The sequence below is a fragment of the Streptomyces sp. CB01201 genome, assembly GCF_002803085.1.
In the GTDB taxonomy this organism is placed as follows: Bacteria; Actinomycetota; Actinomycetes; order Streptomycetales; family Streptomycetaceae; genus Streptomyces; species Streptomyces hundungensis.
In genome coordinates this window covers 169231-184197 of the sequence record NZ_NNBJ01000016.1, presented here as the reverse complement: position 1 = coordinate 184197, position 14967 = coordinate 169231, and the positions used below count along the sequence as shown (strand labels likewise).

Annotated in this window: 14 protein-coding genes, 3 tRNA genes and 1 pseudogene; 6 read left to right on the top strand and 12 right to left on the bottom strand. The window is 68.4% G+C overall.

Translation table 11 applies throughout. The annotated features are described in order from the left end of the window. Nucleotides 1–362: 362 nt before the first annotated feature. From CG740_RS29760 to CG740_RS29735, 6 genes and pseudogenes are all read right to left on the bottom strand, one after another. Nucleotides 363–617: a hypothetical protein gene (locus CG740_RS29760; protein WP_199846614.1), complete on the bottom strand. Its 255-nt coding sequence runs from the start codon at nucleotides 615–617 to the stop codon at nucleotides 363–365. Nucleotides 618–656: 39 nt separating this feature from the next. Next, a pseudogene (locus tag CG740_RS29755) lies at nucleotides 657–1497 on the bottom strand (peptidoglycan-binding protein). 42 nt (nucleotides 1498–1539) lie between these two features. Then, entirely contained in the window at nucleotides 1540–1860 is a 321-nt protein-coding gene (locus CG740_RS29750; RefSeq protein WP_100578362.1) for a hypothetical protein, read from the bottom strand. A 104-nt stretch (nucleotides 1861–1964) separates the two neighbouring features. Beyond that, the gene (locus tag CG740_RS39885) at nucleotides 1965–2102 is read right to left on the bottom strand and encodes a hypothetical protein (protein ID WP_159030430.1); all 138 of its coding nucleotides are present in this window, start codon (nucleotides 2100–2102) and stop codon (nucleotides 1965–1967) included. Between the two features lie 23 nt (nucleotides 2103–2125). Continuing rightward, on the bottom strand, nucleotides 2126–3535 hold the full coding sequence (locus CG740_RS29740) for a hypothetical protein (RefSeq protein WP_100578360.1): 1410 nt from the start codon (nucleotides 3533–3535) through the stop codon (nucleotides 2126–2128). A 26-nt stretch (nucleotides 3536–3561) separates the two neighbouring features. Beyond that, a complete protein-coding gene (locus tag CG740_RS29735; RefSeq protein ID WP_100578359.1) occupies nucleotides 3562–3867 on the bottom strand; it encodes a hypothetical protein in 306 nt (101 codons plus the stop codon). Between the two features lie 146 nt (nucleotides 3868–4013). Here CG740_RS29735 and CG740_RS29730 point away from each other — a divergent pair, with 146 nt between their 5' ends. After that, on the top strand, nucleotides 4014–4226 hold the full coding sequence (locus CG740_RS29730; RefSeq protein ID WP_199846613.1) for a hypothetical protein: 213 nt from the start codon (nucleotides 4014–4016) through the stop codon (nucleotides 4224–4226). On the opposite strand, the gene CG740_RS29725 is transcribed toward CG740_RS29730, so the two are convergent. Both CG740_RS29725 and CG740_RS29720 read right to left on the bottom strand, forming a co-directional pair. Next, complete coding sequence (locus CG740_RS29725) at nucleotides 4212–5174, bottom strand: recombinase family protein (protein ID WP_100578358.1); 963 nt, start codon at nucleotides 5172–5174, stop codon at nucleotides 4212–4214. The genes CG740_RS29730 and CG740_RS29725 overlap by 15 nt on opposite strands. Nucleotides 5175–5279: 105 nt before the next feature. Continuing rightward, nucleotides 5280–5483: a DNA-binding protein gene (locus CG740_RS29720; protein ID WP_100578357.1), complete on the bottom strand. Its 204-nt coding sequence runs from the start codon at nucleotides 5481–5483 to the stop codon at nucleotides 5280–5282. Between the two features lie 118 nt (nucleotides 5484–5601). Between CG740_RS29720 and CG740_RS29715 the strand changes: the two genes are divergently transcribed. Further along, nucleotides 5602–7257: a tyrosine-type recombinase/integrase gene (locus tag CG740_RS29715; RefSeq protein WP_100578356.1), complete on the top strand. Its 1656-nt coding sequence runs from the start codon at nucleotides 5602–5604 to the stop codon at nucleotides 7255–7257. Nucleotides 7258–7380: 123 nt separating this feature from the next. Here the strand turns inward: CG740_RS29715 and CG740_RS29710 are convergent. The 3 genes from CG740_RS29710 to CG740_RS29700 form a co-directional block, all read right to left on the bottom strand. Next, nucleotides 7381–7457, bottom strand: a tRNA-Ile gene (locus CG740_RS29710). A gap of 164 nt (nucleotides 7458–7621) precedes the next feature. Further along, a tRNA-Asn gene (locus tag CG740_RS29705) sits at nucleotides 7622–7694 on the bottom strand. Nucleotides 7695–7699: 5 nt separating this feature from the next. After that, nucleotides 7700–7772 (bottom strand) — tRNA-Asn (locus CG740_RS29700). 170 nt (nucleotides 7773–7942) lie between these two features. Between CG740_RS29700 and CG740_RS29695 the strand changes: the two genes are divergently transcribed. From CG740_RS29695 to CG740_RS29680, 4 genes are all read left to right on the top strand, one after another. Beyond that, nucleotides 7943–8242 carry a hypothetical protein gene (locus CG740_RS29695; protein ID WP_100578383.1) on the top strand — a complete coding sequence of 100 codons (300 nt, stop codon included), beginning with the start codon at nucleotides 7943–7945 and terminating at the stop codon, nucleotides 8240–8242. A 111-nt stretch (nucleotides 8243–8353) separates the two neighbouring features. Further along, complete coding sequence (locus CG740_RS29690; RefSeq protein WP_100578355.1) at nucleotides 8354–9799, top strand: FGGY family carbohydrate kinase; 1446 nt, start codon at nucleotides 8354–8356, stop codon at nucleotides 9797–9799. Nucleotides 9800–9928: 129 nt separating this feature from the next. Beyond that, nucleotides 9929–11662: an ABC transporter ATP-binding protein gene (locus CG740_RS29685; RefSeq protein ID WP_100578354.1), complete on the top strand. Its 1734-nt coding sequence runs from the start codon at nucleotides 9929–9931 to the stop codon at nucleotides 11660–11662. Next, a complete protein-coding gene (locus CG740_RS29680; RefSeq protein ID WP_100578353.1) occupies nucleotides 11659–13593 on the top strand; it encodes an ABC transporter ATP-binding protein in 1935 nt (644 codons plus the stop codon). The genes CG740_RS29685 and CG740_RS29680 overlap by 4 nt, the downstream gene beginning before the upstream one ends. A gap of 52 nt (nucleotides 13594–13645) precedes the next feature. Here the strand turns inward: CG740_RS29680 and CG740_RS29675 are convergent, their stop codons facing one another. Further along, the gene (locus CG740_RS29675; RefSeq protein WP_100578352.1) at nucleotides 13646–14896 is read right to left on the bottom strand and encodes an RNA polymerase sigma factor; all 1251 of its coding nucleotides are present in this window, start codon (nucleotides 14894–14896) and stop codon (nucleotides 13646–13648) included. Between the last annotated feature and the right edge of the window lie 71 nt (nucleotides 14897–14967).

Sequence of the window (14967 nt, the reverse complement as noted above, 5' to 3'; positions counted from 1 at the left end):
GCAGTGGCCGAACCTCTCCGTGACCAAACCAGGGTGCAGGGAGTTCACGCCTGCGGAGTCGAGGGTATACGACTCCACATTGATCTCCTTTGCAGGCGGCGTGTCTTCATACATGCAGGCGGCAACCTGCCAGCGCGGTGGTCCCTGAGCCGCGGCGCTGGCAGGGGTGGGGTGCCCGAGGGGTTAGCGGCACGGCAGGTCTCTGTCGGCGCTCGAAAGCCTTGCTTCGAGGCTCTCACTAGCAACGACTCTTGAAGAACTTCCATGAAGTCTAGGACGGGAGCCTGCACGACAAAGCTACCCCCGAGCGTGCCACCAAATACTTCCTGGGGAAGTCCATCGGGTCACCCGAGTTGCGGCGATCACTCGCGCGGCAGCGAATACGGTTCCATCTCGTACTTCGGCGGCCGCGCGTACCCCAGAAGCCAGCCGAAGCGTGGCGACAGGTGCTCCTCGGCGAGACGGAAGACCGCGTAGCAGGCAAAGGTGACGATGGGCGTGAGGACGCCCGTCACGGCCGTCTCATCAAGGTCGATTCCATGCCGCAGGGCCATGGCAATGAGCCAGCCGACCGCAGCTGGGACCCCCCTGCGCAGCAGCGAGGCGTACACACTCATGCGGTGCTCCTTGCTCTAGGGGTGGGGTCAGCTGAAGAGTCAGTGCCAGGTTTCCGGGCCGGGGTAGCCGTCTGCGTCGGAGCCGGTCCAGCCCTGGGCGCGCTGGAAGTCCTCGGTGTTCTGGCGGTCGGCTCGCCCCAGTTCCGGAGGGACCGACCCTGTAGTGGCGGCCGTATCCCTTGGGTACGAGCTGCTGGCCGAGGAGGAGGATCGAGTCGTTGGCCTTCCCGTTCCCGAAGGCCGCAGCGCCGGGAAACGCGGGGACGTTCGGGGGCGTCGGCTTTCCGCCCGAAGAGCCGCCCTTGAGATAGCGGGCGACGCGGGCGCGGAGGTCGTTCATGGAGAAGGAGGGGTCGGGCTTGCCGGGCTGCCATTCCTTGTGGCCGATCACGGACCGCTCGCTCCAGCCGTGGGCCCGGCAGAGCGCGGCGGCCCAGCGGGCTGCCGCGTCCACCTGGGCTTCGGGCCACGGATCGTTGCCGCCACCGGAGTTGATCAGTTCGGTGCCGTAGAAGCGGCCGTTGCCGTCGGTGTTCGCCTCGTTGTCGGCGGGCAGGGCTCGTTCGTCGATGACGGCCTGGAGGACGTCACCGTCGCCGAGGCCGGCGTGGTTGGCGCGGCCCCAGCCGACCATGTGGCAGGTGCCCGACTTGTCGATCACGGTGTGGCACAGCAGGCCCGAGTAGCCCGTGTAACAGAGGTCGACCATCTGCGCCTGGCTGGAGTAGTCGCCGGTGTGATGGATCACGACACCGTTCATCGGACCCCAGGCGCCGTGGCCCGCTCGGTTGTGGTTCTTCCAGTCCCTGACTTCGACGATGTTCAGGCCGGCGGCTCGCAGTGCGGACAGAGCCTGACCGGACGTAAGAGGTGTTGCCATGAGGCGCGTTCCTGCTTCTCCCCCGCGCCGTATGGATAGTTACTACCGGGCGAGCTGACCCACCAGGACCGCAACGAGCACGCCCACGAGGACGGGCGCGATCAGTACCGTGATGGCCAAACGCCGGTTCGCCCGTGTCTCCAGCCGTTGCCGATCCCGATCCCTGCGGACCTCGGCGACTTCACTCTCCAGCGCCTTGAGCCGCAGATCGTCCGTACGCCGGTCGGCGTCGTACTGGATCTTGGTGACCATTTCCGTCAACCGGTCGGTGAAGACCGCGAAGTCGGCACGTAGGTCATCACGCATCTGCTGCATGGCACGCAGCAGTTCCCACGGGGTGGGGTCCTGGGTCGGCGCGGACACGGCACTCCTCAACACGGTGGTCCCACGCCGTCAAGCAGTCTACGGCCGCTCGGCTGCTCGCCGAGTTGTTGGCAAGCCGCTCGTGACGTTGGAACGGCACCGGCTCAATCCAGCGGGTACCGGATGTTGAGGTTGACGTAGCCGTTGCCGGTGGCCAGCTGGGTGCCCGCGGCTTGGGAGATGTTGGAGAAGGTGACGGCGCCGGTCCCCGGGTTGAGATTGACGCTGACCAGCTCGCTCACCGTACCCAGAGTGCCTGTGGGCATCACGACGAGGGGGAACTGCTGGATGTAGTTGGCCGGGCAGGCTTCGGCCGGCACGGTGAACAACTCCTCACCGTTGACCGCAGTCGACTTGGCCGTGCGTTTGAGAATGCCGCGCAGCCCGACTGTGCGGTCCGGGTAGATGCGGTACGCCACCCGGTCGAACGTGGACCCCCAATGTGCCCAGTTGGCACCCAGGACGGCGTCTTCCACGTCTGGTTGTAGAGGCCGATCCAGCCTTTGGGGTCGACGAAGAAACGGTTGTGGAAGTACACGGCTGCGGGCTGGTCGTTCCGGTCGCGCGCGTTGATGGAGCCGGCGCTGGTGATGTCGATGCGGTCGAAGGGCAGGGAACCGAAGAGGGTGGACCGGGCGTTGCTGACGATCTCGGTGGCGCTCATCTCCATACGACCCTTGTTGGGTTCGGACCACATGGACAGCGATGCTCCGGGATAGACCGGAGGGCCGCTGAAGAAGACTGCGCCGCCGCCCGGTGGCGTCGGAGCCGTCAGCTCGGCGGACTGGAGTCTCAAAGTCGACTTATTGGTGGCGGCGTCGTAGGCCGAGTACAGGGCGGCGGGCGACACCTCGGTAGCCGCCCCGGACAGCAGACGGACCTGGCCGGTGGTCGGCTGGGTATCGGACGCTGGGACCTGGGTGATCTCGACGCGGCTGCCGGAGTCACCGGTACGCAGGACCGCGCCGTCGATCTGCACGCCGATGATGTGGACGCCCTTGATCGTCTTCCCGTTGACGGCGTCCGCGGTGAGCATGTCGGCGGTGACCGACCCCGCGGTGAACAAGCCCGCGCGCAGGGAGTTCACGTCCATCGAGTCGACGGTGAGGGATCCGGCTTTGATCTCTTTGGCGGTCAGGGTGCCTTCGTACACGTCGGTGGCGACCAATCGGCGCGGCGTTCCTTGAACCGCGGGGCTGGCAGGGCCGGGTGTGCCCGAGGTGTTGACGGCGACCAGCCGTACCCAGACCGGGTCGTAGGAGCGGCACAGCACCGGGGTGCTGGCTCCGCTTTGGCTTTCGATGGTCGCGTCCGGGTTCCGCGGGTCCGGCTCGGCGATGGCTGAGGGCAACAGGTGGACCTGGATGCGTGCCAGGTCTCCGACCGCGGTGCCGGAGACCCAGCCGCCGTCCCAGGTGACGGTGAGCCCGCCGATGATCGGCGCGACGAGCGGGGCGCTCGGGGCCGGCGGCGGCGGTCCGTTCACGGGTATGGCACCGGTCGTGCCGTCCGGTTGCTGTCCGATCACTGCGCGCAGAGAGCCGGTGGCGTCATACACCTGGATGGCGCCGTTCTCGATGGAAGAGGAGCCGAGTTGGGTCGAGCGGGTGAGCTGGTCGAGGCGTCTCTTGAGGTCGGCGATCTCGGCTCCCAGGCGGTGCAGTTCATCGGGCATAGGGGGCTCCTTTCGGGGTGATGGGGTCAGGTTGTGGCGGAGCCGTAGTGGTAGCTGTCGGCGCGGGCCAGGTCGACGGTGACGGTCTCGCCGTCGCTGCCGCCGGTGCGGACGGTCCATCCGGTGATGCGGCACCAGCCCGACCAGTCGGTCCACGCGTTGTGCACGGTGACCATGACGTCGTCGCCGACCTGGAATGAGCCGAGCGGGGCGGCGGGGTGGTCTGGGCGGATGCGGATCTGGTCGACGCTCCCGCGGGTCTGGCGGCGGATCCGCTCGGCGCGTGCCCGCTGCGCGAGGATGTCGCTGCCCTTGTCGTCGGGGAGGTCCATGACGTGCTCCAGGCGCAGGCGCCCGTCGAGGACCGAGTCGATGACCCGCCCTTTGGCCCTGCCCTCCCCCGCGCCGGTGGCGATGACGGTGTTGGCGTACTCGTCGGCGCTGCTCCTGGTCAGCCCGGGGGCTCACCGTGTCGGCCGTGGCCGCAGCTTTCGGCGTCGCCTACGCAGCCAGCAAGGGCTCCTACCTGGTGACGCACTACCTGCGGCACCCCTGGCCCCTCAAGGCCGAGGAGATCGTCTCGCCGCTCCTGGCGGGCTTGGCCGTCGTCGCCCTCATCACCGGCCTCACGATGGCGATGGTTGGCCGGCGGATCGCCAACCGCAAGGCCATGACCTCAAGCGCCGCTTGAGGGTGCGCCAATCTTCTGCCGGTGCAGCACGACTCGTCCGGGCTCAACGGTACGTACACCGCGGGCGCTGGCGGGAAACACCTGGATCCTCTCCAGGAGCAGCAGTACGAGAGCCCGCTTCGAAGCCTGCGGAGCCCTGTTCCACCACCTGACCAGATCCTTGGCACCGCCCAAGGAGAAGTTCGCCATCTGTTCCGCATAACGGAGCTTCGTTCGGGCTTCTTTAAGGTTCGTCACGATCTCTGCGTCAGCCGTCACGAATGCCGTCTTGCTGATCTGACGGCTGCCGTAGAGCTTCGCTGACTCCTTCTGCCGCTGCTCCAGGCCTGCGATCGCCGCCTTCAGGTCCTCGACCTGCCGCGTGACTGCCGCCTGAGCCTTCAGGATCTGAGCCCGGACACCGGGCTTGAGGAGTTCCGCCACGACGTACTCACCCACATGGTTTTCAAGAAGCTCGGCATCGATGCGGACCTCCCCGCAACCGCCGCGCCCTAGCTTGTCCTTCGGGCGGCACCGATATCCAGGGGACCCCGCGTTGGTCCGCGCGCCGCTCAGGTACTGCTTGCACCCCCCGCACTCGCAAGCGCCCTCGTTGAGCAGGTAGTCGAATGCCGGGACAGCATCGGCGGTCTTACGGCCTTGCTCGCGCTCGGCCAGGGCGGCGAACTCCTCCGGAGTGACGACGCCGGGATGCCCCGCATCGACCAGTTCCCCGTTCTCGTCGTGCATCAGCCCGGCGATCGCAGGGTTGCGAAACAGCCGTCCGACGGACGCGTCCTTCCACTCTCCGCCCAGCGTGCCTCTGTACCCCTGCTCATTCGCCCAGGTGGCGACATCCGCATTGGACTGATCCGCGAGGGCCCGGCTCACCATCTCCCGAAGCGGGCCGACTTCATCATCACGCAGTCGACGACGCGACTGGTCGTCGAAACCGTAGAGCCGTGGCATGCGGTCCCGTCCGTTCTTATCTCAGGTGCTCCGTAGCCTGCCCGATCCTAGACGCGGCCTTCAGTCGGCCATGTCAGGTCGGCCAGTCCTACGTGGGCCGACCAGTTACGACGCCGGAGGGGCCACCTCCAGCACCCGCCACAGTGCGGCAGTGGGGATCTTGACCGCGCCACCCAGCGTGAGCGGCTGCACAGGAAAGTCCCCCTTCTTGATCAAGCCGTAAGCCTTGCGCACGCCAATGCCCAAGGCTCGCGCCGCCGTCGACACGTTCACCGTCGGCGGCAGTGCCAGGAGTTCCTCCAGGGTCATCGCTGCGGCCCTGGAGCCAGTAGCTACCGATGCTTCGTTCACAGTCATCCCGTTGTCGCGATTTCCCACGCGCCCAACATGATTCAAGGATACGCCAACACTGGAGTGTTGGGGCAAGATGGAGCATCGGTTCGACGAAGACCGACACGCAAGATCCACAAGCGAAAGCCGCGAAGGGAACGTTCATGTTCAATCCCAGCTACTACCGGCACTGCGCCTGCAAGGCCCCCGCCATCGACGAGGACGGCACGCCCATACTCACCGCCGGCGGCAAACCCAAGATGCGCATGCTCGGCGCAAACTGCCCGATGCTTCTGGAGAAGGGCCACGGCACCTGGTACTTCCACTGCGACCTGAGGGCCGGAGAGGGCGGGACTCGTCGACGTGTGCGTCGAGGGGATTCGCCCTGAAGAAGGACGCGCAGGACAAAGCGGAGGAGATCTACCGCGCCGCCGTCGGCGGTGCCGACGGGCTCAGCGACGCCACCGTAGGCGAGGACCTGCACAACTGGATCAAGAAGAAGCGGAGCCTGGCCCGCACCACCCGCCACGGATACGAGGAACACATCGCCCTCTACCTCGAACCTCAGCTCGGCCACATCAAGCGCCGCGGCCTCCGGCTGCGCCACGTCGAAGCTCTGTACGACGCGATCGAGCGTGAAAACGCGGAACGCCTTCTCCACCACGCCAAGGTGGTCGAGCTGGAGAAAGCGCGCGATGCGGCCCATACGGCGTGGGTGCACGCCGCGGGCAAGAGGGAGGATCGCCGTCTCGTACGCCGGGCCTACCTGGCCGCCAACGCAGCTCTGCGCGAGGGCCGCAGAGGCAGACGGAAGATCACCAGTGCAGCGACGATGCATCGCATCAACGCCACTCTCAGCTCGTTCCTGGGAAGCGGTGTCAAGCGCGGCGAGTATGCAACGAACTGGGCCGCAATGGTCGAGCTGCCTGCGGTCAAGCGCCCCAAGGCGTTGGTCTGGACGCCCGAGCGGGTCGAAGAATGGAAGCGGACCGGCCAGAAGCCGAGCCCCGTCATGGTGTGGACTCCCGAGCAGACGGGACAGTTCCTCGACTTCATCTGCGATGACCGGCTGTACGGCATGTGGCACGGATTCATCTTCCGTGGCCCCCGGCGCGGCGAGATGGCCGCTCTGCCCTGGACGGAGGTCAGCCTGTCCGGCCCGTGGTTCCGAATCTCTGCACAGGTCGTGGAGGTCGCATATCGCCAGTACGACGAGGCTCCGAAGCAGGACAGCGTCCGCACAGTCACCCTCGACGCCCTGACTCGCGACCACTGGCAGGACTGGCGGATCACTCAAGCGCAGGAACGCGATCAGTGGTCGGGCGAGGAGGCCTGGGTCGAGAGCAACCGAGTCTGGACCCACGAGAACGGCGAACCCCTGCACCCTGACTGGATCAGCCGGCGGTTCAACAGGCTCGTGGAACTGTCCGGACTTCCTCCGGTCCGCCTGCACGACACCCGGCATCTGTCCGCGACGCTGGCGCTGCTCGGCGGGGCGGATATCAAGGTCGTACAGGAACGGCTGGGGCACAGCTCCCGGCAGATCACATCGGACACCTACACGAGCGTTCTGCCTCAGCTCATGACCGCCGAAGCTGAGTCGACCAGCGCAGTCGTGCCCCGGACTCCGCAGAAGAACACCTCTGCGAACGAGAAGCCCGACGAGCCTGAAACCTCGGCTCAGGACGTGGCACAAGAGGCGCCGGATGAGGACGACACTGAGCCGAACGAGGGTTTCAACGCCGCCGCGTAGCCAGCGTCCTCAATTTGTCCTCACGATCATGAAACCATGACCGCAAGAGGCCGCCATCATCCTTGCGACCTGACGCCCGACCAGGCAAACGCCTGGTCAGAACGTTTCTGCTCTGCCACCTGTTGGTGGGGCGGGTGGGACTCGAACCCACGGCCGACGGATTATGAGTCCGCTGCTCTAACCGGCTGAGCTACCGCCCCTAACGGCGCGTCGCGCACATTTGTGCGCGCCGTCTGCCGCAGCATAGCCGCTCATACGATCTCCTGCCTCGGATGGTCGGCATCGCACGCCCATGAGGACTTCGCGGGGAGCTTCGCGGTTCCACCGGATACGAAAAAGGACCCCGAAGGGTCCTCTTCCGCTGCTCTCCCGACTGGACTCGAACCAGTAACCTGCCGATTAACAGTCGGCTGCTCTGCCAATTGAGCTACAGGAGACCGAGCTCCCCCGACTGGACTCGAACCAGTAACCTGCCGATTAACAGTCGGCTGCTCTGCCAATTGAGCTACAGGGGAATGTCTCGTTGCGTCGAACGTACTCACCTGGGGTCTCCCGGGCGGCGTGCGTTCGCTGCGACACATACATTAGCGCAAGCAGGGGGGTGCTCCGCCAATCGGTTCCGCCCTGGGTGATCACGGGGCCGCGCGGGTAGGCGCGGCACACACGCTAGGGAAGGGTGACCACCATGCGATACCGGCTCACGTTCGTCGCCGGACTGGCCCTCGGATACGTGCTCGGCACCAAGGCCGGCCGCGAGCGCTACGAGCAGCTGAAGAAGTCCGCACGTCAGGTGGCCCAGAACCCCGCAGTGCGGAACACCGCCGAGTCGGCCGCGCAGACCTCGCGCCAGGTCGCGGGCAAGGCCTTCCACGCGGTGAGCGACAAGGTCGGGGACAAGGTGCCCGCCTCCGTCGCCGACCGGGTGCGCTCCCTGCGCGAGCGCGGCCAGGGCACCGAGGACGACTGGGGCACCAGCAACACCTGACCCACGGGCCACCCCTGCCCCGGCCGCTCGGCCTCCGGGTCCGGCGGCCGACAGCGTTGTCCCGACCACCGCCGTCCCAGGAGTCCCGCGCGTGCGGCAGAATCGTCAACCATGGGGATAGTCGCCGGGCTGGACAGCTCTTCCGCCTTCACTCGCATCGTCGTCTGCGACACCGACACGGGTGCCGTGCTGCGGCAGGGGTACGCCCCGCATCCGGTCGAACCCAAGGCGACGGAGGTCGATCCACAGGCCTGGCTGCTCTCGCTCGGCGAGGCCGCGACCGGCGGCCTGCTGGAGGGCGTCCAGGCCATCGGCGTCTCCGCCCAACAGCACGGACTCATACCGCTGGACGGCCAGGGCAACCTGGTCCGGGCCGCGCTGACCGGCAACGACAAGCGGGCGCAGGTGGCCGCCGCCGATCTCATCGACGGGCTCGGCAGCCGGGAGGCCTGGGCGCAGGCCGTCGGCTGCGTACCGCGGGCCGCCCAGGCGGTGTCCAAACTGCGCTGGCTGGCGCGGCACGAGCCGGAGGCGGCCAAGCGCACCGCCGGCGTCCTCCAGGCCCACGACTGGCTGGTCTGGCAGTTGCTCGGCCGGCCCGCCCGGCGCACCACCGACCGCGGCGCCGCCTCCGGCACCGGGTACTGGTCCGCCGCCACCGGCTTCTACCGCCCCGACCTCGTGGAACTCGCGCTCGGCCACCAGGTCGCGCTGCCCGAGGTGCTCGGGCCCTCGGACGCGGCCGGCACCACCCCCGAGGGGCTGCTGATCTCGGCCGGTACCGGCGAGACGATGGCGGCCGCGTTCGGGCTCGGCGTCGGCGCGGGCGACGCGGTGGTCTCGCTCGGCGCCTCGGGCTCGGTCATGGCCGTGCATCACGAGGCGCTGGCCGACCCGAGCGGGATGATTACGTCGTTCGCCGACGCGACCGGGATGCATCTGCCGGTCGTCCATACGAGCAATGCCGTGCGGGCCCTGCGCGGTACGGCCGAGATGCTCGGCGTCGAGGATCTCGCCGAACTCAGCGAGCTGGCCCTCACCTCCACCCCGGGCGCCAGCGGTCTGGTCCTGCTGCCCTACCTGGAGGGCGAGCGCACCCCGCGCCTGCCGCACGCGGCCGGCACGCTGGCCGGGCTGCGCCGCGAGTCGATGAAGCCCGAGCACCTGGCGCGGGCCGCCTTCGAGGGGATGCTCTGCTCGCTCGGCGACGCCCTGGACGTGCTGCGCGGGCGCGGGGTCGAGGTGCGGCGGGTGTTCCTGCTCGGCGCCGCCGCCGAACTGCCCGCCGTGCAGGCGGTGGCACCGGCCGTCTTCGGCACGCAGGTCGTGGTGCCGCAGCCCGCCGAGTACGCGGCGCTCGGCGCGGCCCGGCAGGCGGCCTGGGCGCTCGGCGTAGCGCAGGGCACGCTCGCCGCGCACACCCCGCCGGCCTGGCAGGGCGCCTCCGCGCAGGTCTTCGAGCCGGGCGAGGACCTGGCCGTCGGGCAGGCGGTGCGTCAGCAGTACATCGCGACCCGTGACGAGATCCACCCCGGAGCCTTCGGCCAGGGTGCTTGACGCGGGCCGGGCATCGGCTCTTTGCTATTCCTTTTGACTCCAGCTCGATAATCGCTTGAGCTTCCAGGGGTGGAGTGTCGCAAGATGGGGGGTCGAACCCCCGATCTTGCCGACCCGGAGAGCCTGCGCGTGCTCATACGACTCCTGCGGTCCCACCTAGGGCCGTACAAGAAACCGATCGCCCTGCTGGTGCTGCTGCAACTGCTCCAGACCAGCGCCACCCTTTATCTGCCCACCCTGAACGCGAACATCATTGACAACGGTGTCGTGAACGGGGACACGGGTTACATCCTGGGACACGGCGGCATCATGATCGCCGTCAGCCTCGTCCAGGTGTTCTGCAACATCGGCGCCGTCTTCTACGGCGCACGGACCGCGGCGGCCCTCGGGCGGGACGTCCGGGCCGCCGTCTTCGCGCGTGTGCAGTCCTTCTCCGCCCGCGAGGTCGGGCACTTCGGGGCGCCGTCCCTGATCACCCGCACCACCAATGACGTCCAGCAGGTCCAGATGCTGGTCCTGATGGCGTTCACCCTGATGGTGTCCGCGCCGATCATGTGCGTCGGCGGCATCATCATGGCGCTCGGCCAGGACGTGCCGCTGTCCGCGGTGCTCCTCGCCGTCGTCCCGGTCCTCGGCATCGCCGTCTCGCTCATCGTGCGGAAGATGCGCCCGCTGTTCCGCACCATGCAGACCCGCCTCGACACCGTGAACCGCGTGCTGCGCGAGCAGATCACCGGCAACCGCGTGATCCGCGCCTTCGTGCGCGACGAGTACGAGCAGGAGCGCTTCAAGGGCGCCAACACCGAACTCACCGAGGTCTCACTGGCCACCGGCCGGCTCATGGCACTGATGTTCCCGACCGTCATGACCGTCGTGAACGTCTCCTCGGTCGCCGTCGTCTGGTTCGGCGCGCACCGCATCGACAGCGGCCACATGCAGATCGGCCAGCTCACCGCGTTCCTGGCGTACCTCATGCAGATCGTGATGGCCGTCATGATGGCCACCTTCATGTTCATGATGGTGCCGCGCGCCGAGGTCTGCGCCGAGCGCATCGAGGAGGTCCTGGGCACCGACACCAGCGTCGTGCCGCCCAAGGCCCCGGTGCTCGAACTGCGCCGGCACGGCCATCTGGAGGTGCGCGGAGCCGACTTCAAGTACCCCGGCGCCGAGGCCTCCGTACTGCGCGGCGTGGACCTGGTGGCCCGCCCCGGCGAGACCACCGCGATCATCGGCTCGACCGGCAGCGGCAAGTCGACGCTGCTCAGCCTGGTGCCCCGGCTGATCGACACCACCGACGGGCAGGTCCTGGTCGACGGCGAGGACGTCCGCACCCTGGACCCCGTCCTGCTCGCCAAGACCGTGTCCCTCGTCCCGCAGAAGCCGTACCTGTTCTCCGGGACCGTGGCGACGAACCTGCGGTACGGCAACCCCGACGCGAGCGACGAGGACCTCTGGCACGCCCTGGAGGTGGCCCAGGCCAAGGAGTTCGTCGGCAAGCTGGAGGGCGGACTGGACGCGCCGATCGCGCAGGGCGGCACGAACGTGTCCGGCGGTCAGCGCCAGCGGCTCGCGATCGCCCGGACGCTGGTGCAGCGCCCGGAGATCTACCTGTTCGACGACTCCTTCTCGGCGCTCGACTACGCCACCGACGCGGCGCTGCGCTCCGCGCTCGGCCGCGAGACCGCCGAGGCGACGGTCGTGATCGTCGCGCAGCGGGTCTCCACCATCCGGGACGCCGACCGGATCATCGTCCTCGACGAGGGACGGGTCGTCGGCACCGGCCGCCATCACGAACTGATGGCCGACAACGAGACGTACCGGGAGATCGTGCTCTCCCAGCTGACGGAGGCTGAGGCGGCATGAGCGGGCCCGGTGGACGCATGATGATGGGCGGCGGCCCGGATCAGCGGTCCCTGAACTTCAAGGAATCCGGAAAGCGGCTGATCAAACGGCTCGCCCCGGAAAAGGCGCTCCTGAGCGTGATGCTGCTCGCGGTCGTCGTCAGCGTCGGCCTGTCGGTGGTCGGCCCGAAGATCCTCGGCAGGGCGACCGACCTGGTCTTCGCCGGCGTGATCGGCAAGACCCCGCAGATGCCGGCCGGGATCAGCAAGGCCCAGGCCATCCAGGGCCTGCGCGACCGCGGCCAGGGCGGCCTCGCCGACATGCTCTCCGGGGTCGACTTCACCCCCGGCAAGGGCATCGACTTCGGCGCGGTCGGCAGCATCCTGCTCGTCGCCCTCGCCGTGTACGTGGGCGCGGGCCTGATGATGCTGGTGGCCACCCGGCTCTCCAACCGGGCCATCAACAAGACCGTGTTCCGGATGCGCGAGGACATCCAGACCAAGCTGTCGCGGCTGCCGCTGTCGTACTTCGACAAGGCCAAGCGCGGCGAGGTGCTCAGTCGCGCCACCAACGACATCGACAACATCTCGCAGACGATGCAGCAGACGATGGGCCAGCTCATCAACTCGCTGCTCACCATCGTCGGCGTGCTGGTGATGATGTTCTGGATCTCGCCGCTGCTCGCGCTCGTGGCACTGATCACGGTGCCGCTGTCGATCGTGGTGGCCACGAAGGTCGGCAAGCGCTCGCAGCCGCAGTTCGTCCAGCAGTGGAAGTCCACGGGCAAGCTGAACGCGCACATCGAGGAGATGTACACCGGGCACGCCCTGGTGAAGGTGTTCGGGCGGCAGAACGAGTCGGCCGAGGCCTTCGCCGAGCAGAACGACGCGCTGTACGAGGCGTCGTTCCGGGCGCAGTTCAACAGCGGCATCATGCAGCCCCTGATGATGTTCGTGTCCAACCTGAACTACGTGCTGGTGGCGGTCGTCGGCGGGCTGCGGGTCGCGACGGGCTCGCTGTCCATCGGTGATGTGCAGGCGTTCATCCAGTACTCGCGCCAGTTCTCGATGCCGCTGACCCAGGTCGCCTCGATGGCGAACCTGGTGCAGTCCGGAGTCGCGTCCGCCGAGCGGATCTTCGAGCTGCTCGACGCCGAGGAGCAGAACCCCGACACGGCGTCCCCGGAGCGCCCCGAGGTGCTGCGCGGCGCGGTCGCGCTGGAGAACGTCTCGTTCCGCTACGAGCCGGAGAAGCCGCTCATCGAGGACCTCTCGCTGAGCGTGCAGCCCGGCCACACGGTCGCGATCGTCGGCCCGACCGGCGCCGGCAAGACCACCCTGGTCAACCTGCTCATGCGGTTCTACGAGGTCACCGGCGGCCGGATCACCCTGGACGGGGTGGACGCGGCGCGGATGACCCGCGAGGAACTGCGCTCCTCCATCGGCATGGTGCTCCAGGACACCTGGCTCTTCGGCGGCTCCATCGCGGACAACATCGCGTACGGCGCCGCGAAGGAGGTCACCCGCGAGGAGATCGAGGAGGCGGCGAGGGCGGCGCACGCGGACCGCTTCATCCGTACGCTGCCCGAGGGCTACGACACCGTCATCGACGACGAGGGCACGGGCGTCAGCGCGGGCGAGAAGCAGCTCATCACCATCGCGCGGGCGTTCCTGTCCGACCCGGTGATCCTGGTCCTCGACGAGGCGACGAGTTCGGTCGACACCCGGACCGAGGTGCTGATCCAGAAGGCGATGGCGCGGCTCGCGCACGGGCGCACGTCGTTCGTCATCGCGCACCGGCTCTCCACGATCCGGGACGCGGACGTGATCCTGGTCATGGAGAACGGGTCGATCGTCGAACAGGGCACCCACGACGAGCTGTTGGCGGCGGAGGGCGCGTACGCCCGCCTGTACGCGGCCCAGTTCGCCCAGGCGGTCGCGGAAGTCGACTGACGCGTAGCAGAGTTGGGGCCGGTGCGCGGACAGCGCACCGGCCCTTTCGCGTTCAGTCCAGGTAGCCCCGCAGCTGGTCCGCGAACGCGTGGTCGCGCAGCTTGTTCAGCGTCTTGGACTCGATCTGCCGGATCCGCTCGCGGGTCACCCCGAAGATCCGGCCTATCTCCTCAAGGGTGCGCGGCCGGCCGTCCGCGAGCCCGTACCGCAGCTGCACCACCTTGCGTTCGCGCTCGCCGAGTGTGGAGAGCACCGCCTCCAGGTGCTGGCGCAGCAGCAGGAACGCCGCGGACTCCACGGGGGACGCGGCGTCGCCGTCCTCGATGAGGTCGCCGAGCGCCACGTCGTCCTCCTCCCCCACCGGCGCGTGCAGCGAGACCGGTTCCTGCGCCAGGCGCAGCACCTCGCCGACCCGCTCGGGGGTGAGGTCGAGGTGGGCTGCGACCTCCTCGGCGGTCGGCTCGTAGCCGCGCTCCTGGAGCATCCGGCGCTGGACGCGCACCACACGGTTGATGAGCTCCACGACGTGGACGGGCACCCGGATGGTGCGGGCCTGGTCGGCGAGCGCCCGCGACATCGCCTGGCGGATCCACCAGGTCGCGTACGTGGAGAACTTGTAGCCCCGCGCGTAGTCGAACTTCTCGACCGCCCTGATCAGTCCGAGGTTTCCCTCCTGGACGAGGTCGAGCATGGTGAGCCCGCGGCCCACGTACCGCTTGGCGACGGAGACCACCAGGCGCAGGTTGGCCTCGATGAGCCGGCGCTTGGCCATCCGGCCCATCACCACCAACTTGTCCAGATCCAGGGCGAGTTGGGAGTCCAGGTCGGGGGTGCTGCCCAGCTTCTCCTCGGCGAACAGGCCCGCTTCCACGCGCCGGGCCAGCTCGACCTCCTCGGCCGCGGTGAGCAGCGGGATGCGTCCGATCTCGCGCAGGTACTGGCGGAAGAGGTCGGAGGACGGCCCGCCGGTGTCCGCCCGGCCCGCTCGTGGCTCGGGTGGCTCGGGGGCCTCCTCCTCGGGGACCGGTCCGGCCGCCGGGCCCGCCGACGACCCGGCAGGTTCCGCCTCGGGGTGGTGTTCGGCCCGGGACTGCGGCGGTACGGCCGTGACGACGTCGTGGTCGGTCAGGGTCTGGGTCTGCACGGGGGCGACCTCCAGGGTGATCGCTGCCGGATCGGGGGCGTGCGGCAGCGGGACGGGGGCGGCCGGGCCGCTTTCCGTCCCGTACACGATGAGCGGATCCGCGGGGGTGAGGCGCCCACCTCCGAAGGTGGGCCGGCCGCGCTCCGAGGACTCAGGCACCGCACCCCAGTGTGGGGTACGACACAGCATCGCCGCGACGGGCGTGCGACCACTTTTTGAAGCCGGTGCGT